This window comes from Cyanobium sp. BA5m-21, assembly GCF_024346235.1.
Classification (GTDB): domain Bacteria; phylum Cyanobacteriota; class Cyanobacteriia; order PCC-6307; family Cyanobiaceae; genus Cyanobium_A; species Cyanobium_A usitatum.
The window spans coordinates 19573-33878 of sequence record NZ_JAGQCO010000026.1 but is presented as its reverse complement, the minus strand read 5'-3'; the positions used below and the strand labels follow the sequence as shown (position 1 = coordinate 33878).

Here is a 14306-nt window from a genome sequence, read left to right as displayed (position 1 = left end):
AGGGAGGGATTCGAACCCTCGACAAGAGTTGCCTCCTGTAACTCCTTAGCAGGGAGCCGCTTTCAACCACTCAGCCACCTCTCCAGGGGCTTGACGACTTTATCAGTGAGCCCTATCGCCTGGGGCCTCCCAGGCGGCTTGGGCGGCGGTGAGTCGTGGCAGGCGGTGCTTAAAGCCGCAGAGGATTTCCCAGGGGATGGTCTGGCAGCGATCGCTCCAGTCGGTAGGGGTGATTTGTTCGCTTCCCTCCTGGCCCAGCAGAGTCACCACCGACCCCACCTCCAGTCCCGGGCAGTCGGTTGCATCGAGCACCAGTTGGTCCATGGTGATGGCTCCCACTTGGGGCAGACGTTGGCCTGCAAACAGCACTTCCAGCTGGTTGGAGAGCTGGCGAGGCACGCCATCGGCGTAGCCAATGCCAACAACGGCCAGACGGCTGGGGCGGCTGGTGCGGAAGCGATGGCCGTAGCTCACCCCCACCCCGCTGCCCGCCTCCCGAATCAGGCTGACGCGGGCGTGCAGGGTCATCGCTCCCTGCAGGGGAGTGACAGAAGCCAGGTGGGCCGCCGGACTGTGACCATATAGCGCCAGGCCGACTCGCACTAGGTCGTAGTGCAGCCCTGAGCTGCGCAGGGTGCCGGCCGAGTTGGCCAGGTGGCGGATGCCAGCCGGCAGACGCTGGTGCTCCAGGGCCTGCAGTACCGTCTCGAAAAGCCGCTGCTGTTGATCGGTGAGCCCGTCATCGGCGTCCGCTGATGCATCGGCACTGGCGAGATGGGAATAGAGACCGGCCAACTGCACGGCTTCCAGTTCCGTGATCGCGGCCACGAGTCTGGGCCCCTCCTGCCAATCGGCCCCGAGCCGAGCCATGCCAGTGTCGAGCTTGAGCTGCAGGGCCATCGGGCGGCCTTGGCCGCTGGCGAGGTTTTGGCAGAGCAGGGCTTCGCGCATGCCGCTGATAGTCGGCATGAGCTGCCAGTGCAGACAGCTGCGCAGCTCCTCTACCTGGGTGAGGTTGCCGAGCACCAGGATTGGTGCTTCGATGCCGGCCCTGCGTAGCTCGATGCCTTCGCTCAGGGTCGCGACACCGCACTGACTAGCTCCACCAGCGAGGGCGGCCCTGGCCACGGGGATCGATCCATGGCCATAGCCGTCGGCCTTGACCACAGCCATCAGCTCGGTGCCATTGCCTATGCAGCGTTTCAGGCTGCGGGCGTTGGCACTTATGGCGCCGGTATTCACCTCTACCCAGGCCCGTTGCCGAGCCAGGCTGGCCTCATGGGCCTGGGCACTCCAGCTGGTCTCAGTCGCCTGGGTCACGGATTACAGCGAAGATTTCCACTAGCATGCCGCCGATCACGGGTGCTGGCATGGGCCATGTTCTCGTTCTAAACGCGTCTTACGAGCCCCTCAACATCACCACCTGGCGTCGTGCGGTGGTGATGGTGCTGAAGGGGAAGGCGGAGGGGCTTGAGCATGACCCGGTGCGCAGGATTCGCGAGGACACCCTGCTCCCCACCGTGATCCGCCTGCGTCATTTCGTGCGGGTGCCCTACAAGCCGTTGCCCCTGACCCGCCGCAACCTGTTTCACCGCGATGGCCATCGCTGCCAGTACTGCGGGGCCAGCGCTCAGCAGCTCTCTGTCGACCATGTGGTGCCCCGCAGCCGCGGTGGCCTCGATACCTGGGAAAACGTCACCACAGCCTGTCTGCCCTGCAATGTTCGCAAGGGCAACCGCACGCCGCGGGAGGCCGCGATGCCCCTGCTGCGTCCACCTCATCGGCCCCTGGGCAGCTTCAGCTTTGAAGCCAGTCGCCAGATTTCGGCAGGGCAGCATGGCGAGTGGGCCAAATATGTAATTGGGGCTTGAGAGCGCTCAGCTGGCTACCTGTTGGGCCAGCTCCTCGAGCTGGCGGCTCTGATCGGCGGCGATTGAGGCACTGATCAGGTCGTGGAGCTGGCCGTTGAGCACCGGCTCAAGCGCGAAGTTGCGGCCTAGGCGGTGGTCGGTGGTGCGGCTGTCTTTGAAGTTGTAGGTGCGGATTTTCTCGCTGCGGTCGCCGCTGCCTACCTGGGCCAGCCTGGTGGAGCGCTGCTGGGCGTTGGCTTCTGCCAGCTGGCGCTCATAGAGCTTTGCGCGCAGGATTTCCATGGCGCGCTCGCGGTTCTGCAGCTGGGAGCGTTGCTGGGTGCAGAACACCCGAATGCCGGTGGGCTTGTGCAACAGGTCTACGGCAGTTTCGACTTTGTTGACGTTTTGGCCGCCGGCGCCACCGGAGCGGGCGGTACTGATTTCGATGTCGCCGGGGTCGATCTGAACCTCCACGGGATCGGCCTCCGGCATCACGGCGACCGTGGCGGTTGAGGTGTGCACCCGGCCCTGGGACTCGGTGGCCGGCACCCGTTGCACCCGATGCACGCCGGCCTCAAACTTCAGCTGGCTGAAAACCCCATCCCCCTTGATGGCGAGGATCAGTTCTTTGTAGCCCCCGAGCTCGGCTTCGGAGGCGCTCACCGGTTCCACCCGCCAGCCCACCCCTTGGGCGTAGCGCTCATACATGCGGGCTAGATCGCCGGCCCAGATCGCCGCTTCATCGCCACCGGCGCCGGCGCGGATCTCCAACATCACGCTGCGCTCATCGCGGGGGTCTCGGGGCAGCAGGGCCACCGTGAGCTTGTCGAGCAGGCTGGCCGTGGCTTCCGCCAGGGTTGCCAGCTCCTCGTTGACCAGTTCCTCCATGGCGAGGTCGCCCCGATGTTCTTTCAGCAGGGCGCGAGCTTCTCGTTCTTCCTGCTGCAGTTTCTGCAGGCTCAGGTGGTCCTGCACCAAGGGCTCAAGGCGAGCCCTCTCGCGGGCGATGGCCTGCATCTGGCTGGGATTAGCCGCCACGGCTGGATCGGCCAGCTGGCGTTCCAGGGTCTCGAAGGTGCGGCGGGCCGTCTCCAGACGCTCATGCAGCAGGGAAGGATCCATCAGCGAGATAGGAGGAGCCCGCATGGGCACCAGACAACACAAAGCCGGGTGCCCGTAAGCACCCGGCTGGGGGGTTCAATCAGGCCTGCAGAGATCAGGCTTCGGCCACAGCGGGGGCCTCGGTCTCAACTTCGGTTGCAGCTTCGGCCGAGGCCTCAACCTGGGTCTCCTGCTTAGCAGCGGCGTTGGAGAGTGAATCTGCTCCACCCATGCCGTACTTGCGCATAAAGCGGTCTACACGGCCCTCGGTGTCGAGGATCTTTTGGGTGCCTGTATAGAAGGGGTGGTTGCCACTCCACACATCGACGTGGAGTTCGGGGGAGGTGGAACCGGTGGTCATAACCACCTCTCCGTTGCAAATCACCTTGGCATCGGGATACCAGGTGGGATGAATTTCGGCCTTGGGCATGACGGGGAAGGGGCTGATGGCGGAGGGAAGAAATCAGCGCTTGGAGAACTGAGGCGCCTTACGAGCTTTCTTCAGGCCGTACTTGCGACGCTCCTTGGCGCGGGGGTCGCGGCTGAGGTGGCCTTCTGTTTTAAGGGGTTTGCGGTTGTCCGGGGACAATTCACACAGGGCACGAGCTGCACCCTGCTTGATGGCGTCGGCTTGGCCGGTAAGCCCACCACCACGCACATTCACTAGCAGGTCATAGTCAGTTGCAAGCCCGAGAGTCTGCAGTGGTGCTTTGACCGCTGCGAGATAAACAGGGTTGTAGTTGAGGTAATTGTCCCCAGGGCGACCGTTGATGGTTACGGTGCCGGTCCCGGGAACCACACGCACTCGGGCTACTGCCGTCTTACGACGACCCGTACCCCAATAGACGACTTTGTTAGTGCTCATCGGGCGGCAGTGGCGGGATCGAGGGCTAGGGCTTGGGGTTGTTGGGCAGCATGGGGATGCTCAGTACCCTTGTAAACCTTCAGCTTGCGGAACAGCTGACGGCCCAGGGCGTTGTGGGGAAGCATGCCTTTGATGGCTTTCTCCACGATCCGCTCAGGTATCCGGGCTTGCAGGTGGGCGAAGGTCTCGGTCTTCATGCCACCGGGCCGGCCGGAGTGGCGGCGGTAAATCTTCTGGGTCGACTTGTTACCGCTCACCTTCACCTTGTCGGCGTTGATGACGATGACGAAGTCGCCGGTATCGAGGTGGGGGGTGTAGCAGGGCTTGTTCTTGCCGCGCAGCACTTGGGCCACTTCGCTCGCTAGGCGACCGAGGGTCTGATTCTCTGCGTCCACCAGATACCACTGGCGGTCGAGGGAATCAATGGAGGGCAGGGGGGTCTTGTTCATTTCGCCTGATCAGGCACCGGCAGGCCGGAAGTGGGGCAGGACAGCTGGTCGTTGGAAACCCAACGCCCGAGTTCAGTGACCTTACCGCCTGGTCGGCGCGCCCCAAGGAGGTAGCTGCGCTGAACTGACGAAAGGCTGGGCTGAACCAGGCTGGAGATCCGGAGAATCGGAAATCTCGAGCTGAAACCGCGGTTGGCAATCATACCAGGCAGCTTGGGGGAATATTGGCTTGGGGTAGCCCACCCGCAGCAGGCAGAGGCCCTGAGGTGGAGCGGCCTCTTTTACTTCCAGGCGCTGGCACTCGCGCCAGCGGCGCTCGAAGTCGGCGCCGCTGAGCCGCCCCTCGCCAACCGCCACGAGTTGACTAAGCACCAGACGCACCATGCCGTACAGAAAACCGCTGGCTTGCAACTCGACGCTGATCAGGTCACCCTGGCGCTCCAAACGCACCTCCTGAAGGGTGGTGCGGCCGTGGGCGCGGCGGCTGCCGGCTCGTTGAAAGGCAGAAAAGTCGTGTTCGCCGAGCATGGCCTCCAGGGCCTGGCCCATGGCTTGTTCATCGAGCCGGCGCTGATAGCGGTGCCAGCTCCAGGGGGCCAGGAACAGGTTGGGGGTGCGGGCGTTGTAGATCGTGTAGCGGTACCGCCGGTAGCTAGCGCTGAAGCGGGCGTGCCAGCTGGGCTCAACCTCAACAGCCGCCCGGATGCGGATCGTGGCCGGTAGCCGACCATTGAGGGCCTTGGCCCAGCGCTCCGGTGGAATTGGTCCAGCCGCTTCGAAGTGTGCCACCTGGGCAGCAGCATGCACGCCCGTATCGGTGCGGCCAGCAGCCATGGTGCGATTGGGTCCTTGGGGGTCAAGCCCAGCTATCGCTTGCTCCAGGGTCTGCTGCACGCTGTGGGCATTGCGTTGCCGCTGCCAGCCGCAGTAGGCGGAGCCGTCGTATTGCAGGCAAAGAGCGATGCGGCGCAGGGCGGCGGGGGCGGGAGTCAGTGCGGGAACCATGCAGCCATTAAAAAACCGCGGTGGGGTTACGCCACCGCGGCAGTTTGGGATCTCGCCAGACGGGGAGAGGTTTAGACCAGTTCGATGATGGCCATCTCGGCGTTATCGCCGCGGCGGGGAACGGTACGGATGATGCGGGTGTAGCCACCTTGGCGCTCGCCGTAGCGGTCTTGGGCTTTGTCAAACAGGGCATGGACCAACTGCTTGTCATAGATGTAGCCGATGGCGCGGCGACGGGCAGACAGGCTGCCGTCCTTGGCCAGGCTGATCATGCGCTCCGCTTCATCGCGCAAAGCCTTGGCACGGGCTTTGGTCGTGGTAACCCGACCCTCGCGGATCAGCTGGGTGGTGAGACCCCGCAGCATGGCTTTGCGTTGATCGGCGGGGCGTCCCAACATGGGGACTCGGCACTGGTGTCTCATTGGGCTGACTCAGGTGAGAAGGCTGTCGGTAAAAGGTGCCGCCAATCAGGCGCTAGTGCGGCTCTGGGGCAGGGTGATGCCGATGCGCTCCAGCGCTTCGATCACCTCATCGGCTGATTTGGAGCCGAAGTTTTTGATCTCCAGTAGATCTTCGTAGCTGAAGCCCATCAGGTCGGACACGGAGTTGACCTGGGCGCGCTTCAGGCAGTTGTAGGCCCGCACGGAGAGGTTGAGTTCTTCGAGGGGAATTTGGGCCTCGGCGGAGGGCTCGGGCTCAAGGCCGGGCTCTTCCACCATGGTCAAGCTGGCCAGGGGCTGGAACAGACCGATTAGCTGGTTGGCTGATTGGGCCATGGCGTCGTCTGGTGTGACGCTGCCATTGGTTTCGATCTCCAGGCGCAGTCTTTCGCGAGCGGATCCACCTTCGCCAACGGCGGTTTCATCCACCGTGTAGTTGACCCGGCGCACGGGCTTGAACACGGCATCGATCTGCAGCAGGTCGATGGCGCTGGTGTCCTCGCTGTGGCGATTGACGGGCCGGTAGCCGACACCACGCTCCACGTGTACTTCCATTTCGAGGCTGTGGCCTTCAGCCACGGTCGCGATCAGGCGATCTGAATCGATTACCTGCACTTGGGAGGAGAACTGCAGATCCGCGGCGGTAACCGTCGCGGGGCCGTTCACCACTAGGCGGCCGATCTCTAGCTCGCGATTGCGGCTGCTAACGGAGATCTGCTTGCAGTTGAGCAGAATGTCGAGCACGTCTTCACGAACCCCGGGCACGGTGGCGTACTCGTGGTTGACCCCGGAGATGCGAACTGCGGTGATGGCACTGCCTTCAAGGCTACCGATCAGGACGCGGCGCAGGGCATTCCCAAGCGTGGTGGCCTGGCCGCGATCGAGCGGGCCGATCAGGAAGGTGCCGGTCTGGGATCGGTCTTCCGCGACCTGATACTCAATGCGATCGATTTGGTAATGCAGCACGTTCTGAAGGGTCGAAAGGTTGGAGAAAGCCCGGGGGCAGGAACGAAACGACGACTCAGACGCGACGGCGCTTGGAGCGACGGCAACCGTTGTGAGGCAGGGGAGTCACGTCACGGATCAGGGTGATTTCAAGGCCGGCCACCTGCAAGGCTCGGATTGCGGTTTCGCGGCCTGAACCAGGACCCCGTACCAGGACTTCGATCTGGCGCATGCCCTGCTCTAGGGCGCGTCGGGCGGCTGCTTCAGCTGCGGTTTGGGCGGCAAAGGGTGTGCCTTTACGGGCTCCTTTGAAGCCGCTGGCGCCGGCCGAACTCCAGGAAATCACCTCTCCGGCCGTGTCAGTGATCGACACGATCGTGTTGTTGAAGGTGCTCTGAATGTGGGCAACGCCGTTGGGGACGTTGCGCTTCGTTTTCTTGGCGCCGGATTTTTTGGCTGGCTTTGCCATGGCGGAAAGGCCTGCTGGTGCAGGAGGTGATCAGGGGAACGTCGGGGGGGCACCCTGGTGACGCCGGTCGCTTACGCAGTTGGCGGCAGGGTGGGAGCAGTTGAAGGAAGGCGGGGCCTTACTTCTTCTTGCCGGCCACGGTTTTGCGAGCACCACGACGGGTGCGCGCATTGGTGCGTGTGCGCTGGCCACGCACGGGCAGACCCATGCGATGGCGGCGACCGCGAACGCAGCCGATGTCTTGGAGGCGCTTGAGGGCCATGCCCTCTTGACGGCGCAGGTCGCCTTCGAGGGTGAAGGTTTCGGCCGCACCGCGCAACTTCTGGACGTCAGCGTCGCTGAGGTCTTTTACCCGGATGTCTGGGCTGACACCGGATTTGGCCAGAATCTTCTGGGCACGGGTAAGACCGATGCCATACACGTAGGTGAGAGCAATCTCGACGCGCTTTTCGCGTGGGATATCAACGCCGGCAATCCGAGCCACGTAGGAATTCGATGAGGGGGCAAGGGGCTCCGCCTGAGCGGAGCGGGGAAATGATGCACAGCTGGCCCCCAAGGGGGCCGGCCAAGGCTTGTCAGCCTTGGCGCTGTTTGTGCTTGGGGTTGGTGCAGATCACCATCACCCTGCCGTGGCGACGAATCACCCGGCATTTGTCGCACATTCTCTTGACCGAGGCACGCACCTTCATGGGAGTTGTGCTCTCCTAATTTGCAAACCGACAAGCTACCACACAGGTCAACACCCTCTGGTGATTCAACTGAGCAGGGCGGCGATCCGTTCGGCGATCGCCACGACGCTGCCATTGGCCTCAATGGCCTGCAGCAAGCCAAGCTGCTGGTAATGGTTAATCAGGGGTGCGGTCTGTTCCCGGTAGACCTCCAGCCGGTGGCGAATCACGCTTTCGTTGTCGTCAGAGCGCCCCCGGCTCAGGAGCCTTTGGATCAAGACGGCGTCGTCGAGCTCCATCAGCACCACCAGCTCGATCGGTTGCTGCAGCTCATCGAGCAGCAGCCCCAGAGCCTCGGCTTGAACGAGGTTGCGGGGGAAGCCGTCCAGTAACCAGCCGCCGCCGCCGCTGGCGGCCAGTGCTTCCAGCCGGCCCCGCACGATCGCCAACACCAGCGCATCGCTCACCAGCTCACCACGGGCCATCACGGCCTCGGCTTCCTTGCCGAGATCGCTGCCAGCAGCAACCTCCGCCCTCAGCAGGTCTCCCGTAGAGAGGTGCAGCAGCTGGCGATCGGCGGCCAGTTGCTGGGCTTGGGTGCCCTTACCAGCTCCTGGGGGGCCAAGGAAGAGGAGACGTTGCTTCATCGCTGAACTTGCGAGTTGGAGGAAGGGGTTGCTGCGAGGGCCGCAGCAAGGGGCTGGTGGTCACTGGCGCACCATGCCCTCGTAGCGCTGGGAGATCACGTAGGTCTGCACCTGTTTGGCTGTGTCGATTGCAACGCCCACCAGAATCAGCAGGGAGGTGGCCCCCAGCCCCTGGAAGGTGCGCACCTGGGTGGCCCCTTCCACGGCCGAGGGAATGATCGCCACGGCGCCGAGGAACACACCACCCAGCAGGGTTAGTCGGTTTTGCACCCCGCTGAGGTAGCTGGCAGTGGCTGAGCCGGGGCGCACGCCGGGGATGGCTACGCCGCTGCGCTTGAGGTTGGTGGCGATGTCCACCGGATTCACGGTGAGTGAGGCGTAGAAAAAGCCGAAGCCGCAGATCAGCCCGAAGAACACCAACGCATACAGCCAGGGAGTGCTGCTGTTGGGGTTGAGGTATCCCGCCAACTTGATCAGCCAAGGGTTGCGGGTGAGGTTGGCAATGGTGAGCGGTAGAAACACCACGGCCGAGGCAAAAATGATCGGCATCACGCCGCCGGCGTTGAGCTTCAGCGGCAGGTAGCTCTGCCGTGCCGCAAGCACCCCAGCGCCTCCCACTTGGCGCTTGGCGCTCACAATTGGGATGCGGCGGTTGCCTTCCTGCACAAAGATGATCCCCACGATCGTCAGCAGGAAAACCAGCACCAGCACGACGATGCCGCCAACTGTGCTGCGGTCCCCGCTCTGGGCCAGCTCGATCGTTGATCCCAGGGCCTTGGGCAGGGTGGCCACGATGTTGACGAAGATCACCAGGGACGCCCCTTGACCGATGCCCCGCTCGGTGATCACCTCGCTGATCCACATCACCACCATGGAGCCAGTCACTAGGGCGAGGGCCGTCTGGATTACAAACACTGGCTCCGAGAGGCCCTCTGTGGCGTATTGCCGCAGGATCAGGGCAAAGACCAGGCTCTGCAGGATGCCCCAGCCCAGAGCCACATAGCGGGTGATCTGGGCGATCTTGCGCCGGCCTGCCTCGCCCTCATTCTTCTGGAGGTCCTCCAGTTGGGGCAGGGCCGCGGTTAGCAGCTGAATGATGATCGAGGCGTTGATGAACGGCAGGATGCCCAGAGCAAAAACGCCGAGGGTGGACAGGCCGCCCCCGGTGAAGATGTCCAGGAACCCGATCAGCTGACCGCCTTGGGAGAGGAACTGCTGAAAGGCCACCCGGTCGATGCCTGGCATCGGGATGTAGATGCCCAGCCGGACCAGCAGCAGCAGGCCGAGGGTGGTTAGCACCCGGTCGCGCAGCCCCTTCGACTGGATCAGTTGGCTGAGGATTTCCCCGGCACTTGGGTTGCGACCCCGGCTAACAAGCATGGCGGCGTGTGATGGACATGAAAAAACCGCCCGTCAAGACCCGCGGCGTGCCCGGGGCTCGACTGGACGGCTCAGACCTTAGGGCGGAGGCCCGCAAGGCGATCAGATGACTTCGCAGCTGCCACCGGCAGCTTCGATCTTGGTGCGAGCGCTGGCAGTAAATGCGGCGGCATGCACGGTCAGCTTGACGGAGAGTTCACCGTTGCCAAGCACCTTGAGGGGATGCTTGGGGCTGGTCACGAGACCTTCCTTCACCAAGGAATCGAGGCTGATAGTGCTGCCGGCTTTGCAGTCGGCGAGCTTGGCCACGTTGATGATCGTGAACTCCTTCTGGTTGACCAGCTCAAAGTGCTTAAGCTTGGGGATGCGGCGGTAGAGAGGCATTTGGCCACCCTCGAAGCCAGGACGGGTCGGACGACCCGAGCGGGACTTCTGGCCGCGCATACCGAAACCGCAGCTGGCTCCCTGGCCTGCAGCAATGCCGCGACCCTTGCGGAGCTTGCGGCGCCGGGCGCCAGGGTTGGGTTTGAGGGACTGGAGATTGAACGTCATGGCGAGGCCTTAGGAGTAGATCTGCTCTAGGGAGATGCCCCGCTCCTTGGCGGTCTCCTTGTGGGTGCGAAGGCCGGCCAAAGCCTCCATCGCAGCGCGGGCGTTGTTGAGGGGGGTCTTGGATCCGAGGCGCTTGGCCAGCACATTTTTGATGCCGGCCAGTTCGAGCACCGTGCGGATCGAGCCGCCCGCAATTACCCCGGTTCCGGGCGCTGCCGGGCGGATCAGCACGCTGGCGGCACCGTCGCGGCCGTTGCTGAGGGTAGGGATGGAGCTGTGACGGGTGAGGGGCACCTTGACCAGGTGCTTCTTGCCATCGGCTACGCCCTTGCGGACTGCGCCGATCACGTCGCCGGCCTTGCCGACGCCCACACCTACTTGACCCTTCTCGTTGCCAACGACAACGATGGCCCGGAAGCTCATCTTCTTGCCGCCTTTAACGGTCTTGGAGACGCGGCGGATTTGCACCACCCGCTCCTGCCATTCGGAGTCGCGCTCCTGTCCGCGACGGTTGTCGCGCCCGCGGCCGCCACCGCGACGGCTATCGCCGCCGCGGCCTTCAACCCGACCACCGCGACGATCCTGCTGGCCTTCGGCAGCAGCAGGTACATCCGAAGCGGCCGGGATGTCGTTGGACTGAACTTGATCGTTGGTTTCGGTCATGGTGAGAGCAGGGATCAGAACTGAAGGCCCGCTTCCCGGGCGGCGTCAGCCAGGGCCTTGACCCGGCCGTGGTACAGGTTGCCGCCTCGATCGAAGACCACCTGCTGGATGCCCTGGGCGAGCGCCCGTTTGGCTACCAGCTCGCCTACCGCCACGGAGGCATCACAGGTAGAGCTGGCGTCGAGGTTGGTGCGCAGGTCCTTGTCGAGGGTCGAAGCCGCACAGAGGGTGTTCTGGGCGGCGTCGTCGATGACTTGGGCGTAGATGTGATTGTTGGAGCGGAACACGGCCAACCGGGGACGGGAGGACGTGCCAGTGAGCTGACGACGCAGGCGGCGGTGACGCTTCTGGGTCTGCTGTTTGCGGGAGATGGATGACATTGCGATACAGGGTAACGACGCTCAGGCAGACCTCATTTCTTACCGGTCTTACCGGCCTTGCGCAGGATGCGCTCACCCTCGTACTTGATGCCCTTGCCCTTGTAAGGCTCAGGCGGACGAATGGCACGCACCTTGGCAGCTTCATTGCCCACCAATTCCTTGTTGGCACCGGAGACAAACACGGTGGTGTTTCCCTCTACGGCGAAGGTGACGCCCTCGGGGGGCACCATCTCCACTTGGTGGCTGTAGCCAGCTGAGACCACAAGCTTTGTGCCTTGGACGGCGGCGCGGTAGCCCACGCCAATGATTTCCAGCTTGCGGGTGTATCCCTGGCTGACGCCTTCCACCATGTTGGCGACAAGAGTGCGGCAGAGACCGTGGCGCTCGCGGGAGCGACGGTTTTCGCTGCTGGGGCTCACCACCAGGGTGTTGCCGTCCTGGGAGATCTGCACCCCTTCGGGCAGGGTGCGGCTGAGTTCGCCCTTGGGACCCTTCACGGTGACCGCCAAGCCATTGAGGCTGACACTCACCTTGTCGGGGAGGGGAATCGGCGCTTTACCAATACGAGACATGGATCAATCTCCCAGATTCAGTAGACGTAGCAAAGCACTTCGCCACCGACGCCCTGCTTACGGGCATCGCGGTCGCTCATCACCCCTTTCGACGTAGAGATGATTGCAATTCCCAGGCCGCCCAAAACTTTGGGCAGCTGGCGGTTGTTCTTGTAAATGCGCAGGCCTGGCTTGCTGACTCGCTGGACAGAGCGAATCGTGGGCTGGCGATGCTTGCCGCTGTACTTGAGCTCAAGCACCAAGTGCTTCATGACGCCTTCACCTTCTTCGGTGATTGCGGCAATGAAGCCTTCCTGCTGCAGCACATTGGCGACATTACGCACCAGTCGGGATGCAGGAATCTTGGTGGTCTCGTGGCGCTTCTCACTCGCATTGCGAATGCGGGTGAGCATGTCTGAAATTGGGTCGTGATTGGCCATGGTCGGGTCCGAAGAGGGCTCAGTTGCTGCGGAACGGCATTCCCATCTCGCGGAGGAGGGCCCTGCCCTCTTCGTCGTTACGGGCGTTGGTCACAATCGTGACGTCCATCCCCCGGATCGCATCGATTTTGTCGAAGGAGATCTCAGGGAAAATGATTTGTTCGCGGATCCCCAGGGTGTAATTCCCCCGGCCGTCAAAGCTCTTGGGGCTCACACCGCGGAAGTCGCGGATGCGGGGCAGAGCAAGATTGATCAGGCGCTCCAAGAAGGCATACATCCGCTCACCACGCAGGGTGACGGCGACACCGATTGGCATCCCCTGGCGAATTTTGAAGCCGGCGATTGCCTTTTTGGCTCGAGTCACCACCACTTTTTGGCCAGTGATTGTGGCCAGTTCGGTGATTGAGGCCTCGAGGGCTTTGGCATTCTGGGCGGCTTCACCGAGGCCCCTGTTGAGGGTGACTTTCACCACCTTGGGAACTTCGTGAATATTGGAGAGATTCAGGTCCTTGAGGAGTTTGGGCTGAATCGACTCCCGGTAGCGCTTTTTCAGTGACATGACGGGGAGAGGGGGGTGCGCTTCTGGTCTGGGTCAGAAGGCTGACAGGGACTGGAGTTGAAGTTGGCGGGGCCTGTGCGAGTGATCGCGAGGCACGCTTCTGGAGCTCAATCGAGGATTTCTCCTGTCTTCTTGAGGCGACGCTTTTTAGTGCCGTCTTTCTCCACCACGATTTCGACGCGGCTTGCCACCTGTTTTGAGCTGGAGTAGAGCATCACATTCGAGGCATGCACAGAGGCTTCCTCGGTGACGATGCGGCCACTCTCGCCTTCCTGGGTGGGCTTGACGTGGCGGGTGCGGAGGTTGATTCCCTGCACTACGACACGATTTTCGTAGGGAAGGGTGCGTAGCACCTCTCCGGTTTTGCCCTTGTCCTTGCCGGAGATCAGCTGGACGGTGTCACCCTTTTTGAGGCGCATCTTGATGCGCTCAGCGGGTTTTGCCTTGGGAGTTGCGGTCGCCATTTCAGATGACCTCCGGAGCGAGGGAAACGATCTTGGTGAAGTTGCGCTCGCGCAGTTCACGGGCAACCGGGCCGAAGACTCGGGTTCCCTTGGGGTTGTTGTCGTTACCCAAGATCACGGCTGCGTTGTCGTCAAACCGGATTGAATTGCCGGTGTCACGGCGCAGGGTGGCTTTGGTGCGCACCACTACGGCCTTGACCACATCCGATTTTTTGACACCCATGTTGGGCATGGCATCCTTGACGGCTGCCACGATCACGTCGCCCACGTGGGCGTAGCGACGGTTGGTGCCGAGAACCCGGATGCATTGGATGCGCTTGGCGCCGCTGTTATCAGCGACGTTTAAATAGGTTTCTTGTTGGATCATTAGGAGTTCTCCTCAACCGGCGGTGCTGTTGGTGAGAACTTCGGCCACGGTCCAGCGCTTGGTGCGACTGAGCGGGCGGGTCTCGGTGATGCGAACCCGGTCACCCACTTTGCAGCTGTTCGCTTCATCGTGGGCTTTGTATCGGGTGGTGCGGCTGACCGTCTTTTGATAGATGGGATGGGGGAAGCGGTTTTCCACCGCCACCACCACCGTTTTGTCCATCTTGTCGCTGACGACGGTGCCGACCCTTTCCTTGAGTGCCATGGGGATCGAGGGGGTATCAGGAGGCTGAAGCAGCCGTGGCGGCGGAGCGTTGCTGCTCCTGTTGCACCGTCATCAGGTGGGCCAGCTTTATGCGAGCCTCCTTGAAGCGGTGAGTAGTTTCCAGCCGGCGGGTGGCTTGCTGGAAGCGCAACTCAAACAGTTCACGCCTGGTGGCGTTGACCTGTTCGTTGATCTGGTCACCGGTGAGCTTGCGCACATCGGCGATGTTGGGTTTTGCCATCGG

24 protein-coding genes are annotated in these 14306 nt (G+C 62.7%); 1 reads left to right on the top strand and 23 read right to left on the bottom strand.

All coding sequences use genetic code 11. The annotated features are described in order from the left end of the window. Positions 1-102: 102 nt before the first annotated feature. Positions 103-1320 (bottom strand): alanine racemase, encoded by a 1218-nt coding sequence (gene alr / locus KBY72_RS09230; RefSeq protein ID WP_254960514.1) that lies wholly within the window; start codon positions 1318-1320, stop codon positions 103-105. A gap of 50 nt (positions 1321-1370) precedes the next feature. Between alr and KBY72_RS09225 the strand changes: the two genes are divergently transcribed. Beyond that, positions 1371-1871, top strand: coding sequence for an HNH endonuclease (locus tag KBY72_RS09225; protein ID WP_254941855.1), 501 nt, complete (start codon positions 1371-1373; stop codon positions 1869-1871). Between the two features lie 6 nt (positions 1872-1877). Here KBY72_RS09225 and prfA read toward each other — a convergent pair whose 3' ends face one another. The 22 genes from prfA to rpmC all read right to left on the bottom strand — a co-directional run bounded on the left by prfA (position 1878) and on the right by rpmC (position 14303). Then, entirely contained in the window at positions 1878-2975 is a 1098-nt protein-coding gene (gene prfA, locus KBY72_RS09220; RefSeq protein WP_106632405.1) for a peptide chain release factor 1, read from the bottom strand. 94 nt (positions 2976-3069) lie between these two features. Further along, positions 3070-3384 (bottom strand): 50S ribosomal protein L31, encoded by a 315-nt coding sequence (rpmE, locus tag KBY72_RS09215; RefSeq protein WP_254960513.1) that lies wholly within the window; start codon positions 3382-3384, stop codon positions 3070-3072. A 33-nt stretch (positions 3385-3417) separates the two neighbouring features. Then, a complete protein-coding gene (gene rpsI, locus KBY72_RS09210; protein WP_254960512.1) occupies positions 3418-3819 on the bottom strand; it encodes a 30S ribosomal protein S9 in 402 nt (133 codons plus the stop codon). Continuing rightward, positions 3816-4268 (bottom strand): 50S ribosomal protein L13, encoded by a 453-nt coding sequence (gene rplM, locus KBY72_RS09205; protein ID WP_254960511.1) that lies wholly within the window; start codon positions 4266-4268, stop codon positions 3816-3818. Before rplM ends, rpsI begins: the two co-directional genes overlap by 4 nt. Positions 4269-4349: 81 nt before the next feature. Continuing rightward, on the bottom strand, positions 4350-5273 hold the full coding sequence (gene truA, locus KBY72_RS09200; RefSeq protein WP_254960510.1) for a tRNA pseudouridine(38-40) synthase TruA: 924 nt from the start codon (positions 5271-5273) through the stop codon (positions 4350-4352). A gap of 71 nt (positions 5274-5344) precedes the next feature. After that, positions 5345-5695: a 50S ribosomal protein L17 gene (rplQ, locus tag KBY72_RS09195; RefSeq protein ID WP_106632400.1), complete on the bottom strand. Its 351-nt coding sequence runs from the start codon at positions 5693-5695 to the stop codon at positions 5345-5347. Between the two features lie 45 nt (positions 5696-5740). Then, on the bottom strand, positions 5741-6679 hold the full coding sequence (locus tag KBY72_RS09190; protein ID WP_254960509.1) for a DNA-directed RNA polymerase subunit alpha: 939 nt from the start codon (positions 6677-6679) through the stop codon (positions 5741-5743). A 55-nt stretch (positions 6680-6734) separates the two neighbouring features. Next, positions 6735-7127: a 30S ribosomal protein S11 gene (gene rpsK / locus KBY72_RS09185; RefSeq protein WP_010311626.1), complete on the bottom strand. Its 393-nt coding sequence runs from the start codon at positions 7125-7127 to the stop codon at positions 6735-6737. Between the two features lie 118 nt (positions 7128-7245). Then, the gene (gene rpsM, locus KBY72_RS09180; RefSeq protein ID WP_106632398.1) at positions 7246-7611 is read right to left on the bottom strand and encodes a 30S ribosomal protein S13; all 366 of its coding nucleotides are present in this window, start codon (positions 7609-7611) and stop codon (positions 7246-7248) included. A 91-nt stretch (positions 7612-7702) separates the two neighbouring features. Continuing rightward, the gene (gene rpmJ, locus KBY72_RS09175; RefSeq protein ID WP_048018126.1) at positions 7703-7816 is read right to left on the bottom strand and encodes a 50S ribosomal protein L36; all 114 of its coding nucleotides are present in this window, start codon (positions 7814-7816) and stop codon (positions 7703-7705) included. 65 nt (positions 7817-7881) lie between these two features. Then, the gene (locus KBY72_RS09170) at positions 7882-8442 is read right to left on the bottom strand and encodes an adenylate kinase (RefSeq protein ID WP_254960508.1); all 561 of its coding nucleotides are present in this window, start codon (positions 8440-8442) and stop codon (positions 7882-7884) included. A gap of 60 nt (positions 8443-8502) precedes the next feature. Then, positions 8503-9822, bottom strand: coding sequence for a preprotein translocase subunit SecY (secY, locus tag KBY72_RS09165; protein WP_254960507.1), 1320 nt, complete (start codon positions 9820-9822; stop codon positions 8503-8505). A 102-nt stretch (positions 9823-9924) separates the two neighbouring features. Continuing rightward, positions 9925-10374: a 50S ribosomal protein L15 gene (rplO, locus tag KBY72_RS09160; RefSeq protein ID WP_254960506.1), complete on the bottom strand. Its 450-nt coding sequence runs from the start codon at positions 10372-10374 to the stop codon at positions 9925-9927. A gap of 9 nt (positions 10375-10383) precedes the next feature. Next, positions 10384-11037: a 30S ribosomal protein S5 gene (gene rpsE / locus KBY72_RS09155; RefSeq protein WP_254960505.1), complete on the bottom strand. Its 654-nt coding sequence runs from the start codon at positions 11035-11037 to the stop codon at positions 10384-10386. A gap of 14 nt (positions 11038-11051) precedes the next feature. Beyond that, on the bottom strand, positions 11052-11417 hold the full coding sequence (gene rplR / locus KBY72_RS09150; protein WP_254960504.1) for a 50S ribosomal protein L18: 366 nt from the start codon (positions 11415-11417) through the stop codon (positions 11052-11054). 32 nt (positions 11418-11449) lie between these two features. Further along, a complete protein-coding gene (gene rplF, locus KBY72_RS09145) occupies positions 11450-11989 on the bottom strand; it encodes a 50S ribosomal protein L6 (protein ID WP_254960503.1) in 540 nt (179 codons plus the stop codon). 17 nt (positions 11990-12006) lie between these two features. Next, entirely contained in the window at positions 12007-12408 is a 402-nt protein-coding gene (rpsH, locus tag KBY72_RS09140) for a 30S ribosomal protein S8 (RefSeq protein WP_254960501.1), read from the bottom strand. Positions 12409-12427: 19 nt separating this feature from the next. After that, positions 12428-12967 (bottom strand): 50S ribosomal protein L5, encoded by a 540-nt coding sequence (gene rplE, locus KBY72_RS09135; protein ID WP_254960499.1) that lies wholly within the window; start codon positions 12965-12967, stop codon positions 12428-12430. Positions 12968-13074: 107 nt separating this feature from the next. After that, positions 13075-13431, bottom strand: coding sequence for a 50S ribosomal protein L24 (gene rplX, locus KBY72_RS09130; RefSeq protein WP_254941847.1), 357 nt, complete (start codon positions 13429-13431; stop codon positions 13075-13077). A gap of 1 nt (position 13432) precedes the next feature. Further along, the gene (gene rplN / locus KBY72_RS09125) at positions 13433-13798 is read right to left on the bottom strand and encodes a 50S ribosomal protein L14 (RefSeq protein WP_106632388.1); all 366 of its coding nucleotides are present in this window, start codon (positions 13796-13798) and stop codon (positions 13433-13435) included. Between the two features lie 12 nt (positions 13799-13810). Then, positions 13811-14062 (bottom strand): 30S ribosomal protein S17, encoded by a 252-nt coding sequence (gene rpsQ, locus KBY72_RS09120; RefSeq protein WP_094560052.1) that lies wholly within the window; start codon positions 14060-14062, stop codon positions 13811-13813. Positions 14063-14078: 16 nt separating this feature from the next. Further along, positions 14079-14303 (bottom strand): 50S ribosomal protein L29, encoded by a 225-nt coding sequence (gene rpmC, locus KBY72_RS09115; RefSeq protein ID WP_106632387.1) that lies wholly within the window; start codon positions 14301-14303, stop codon positions 14079-14081. Positions 14304-14306: the final 3 nt, after the last annotated feature.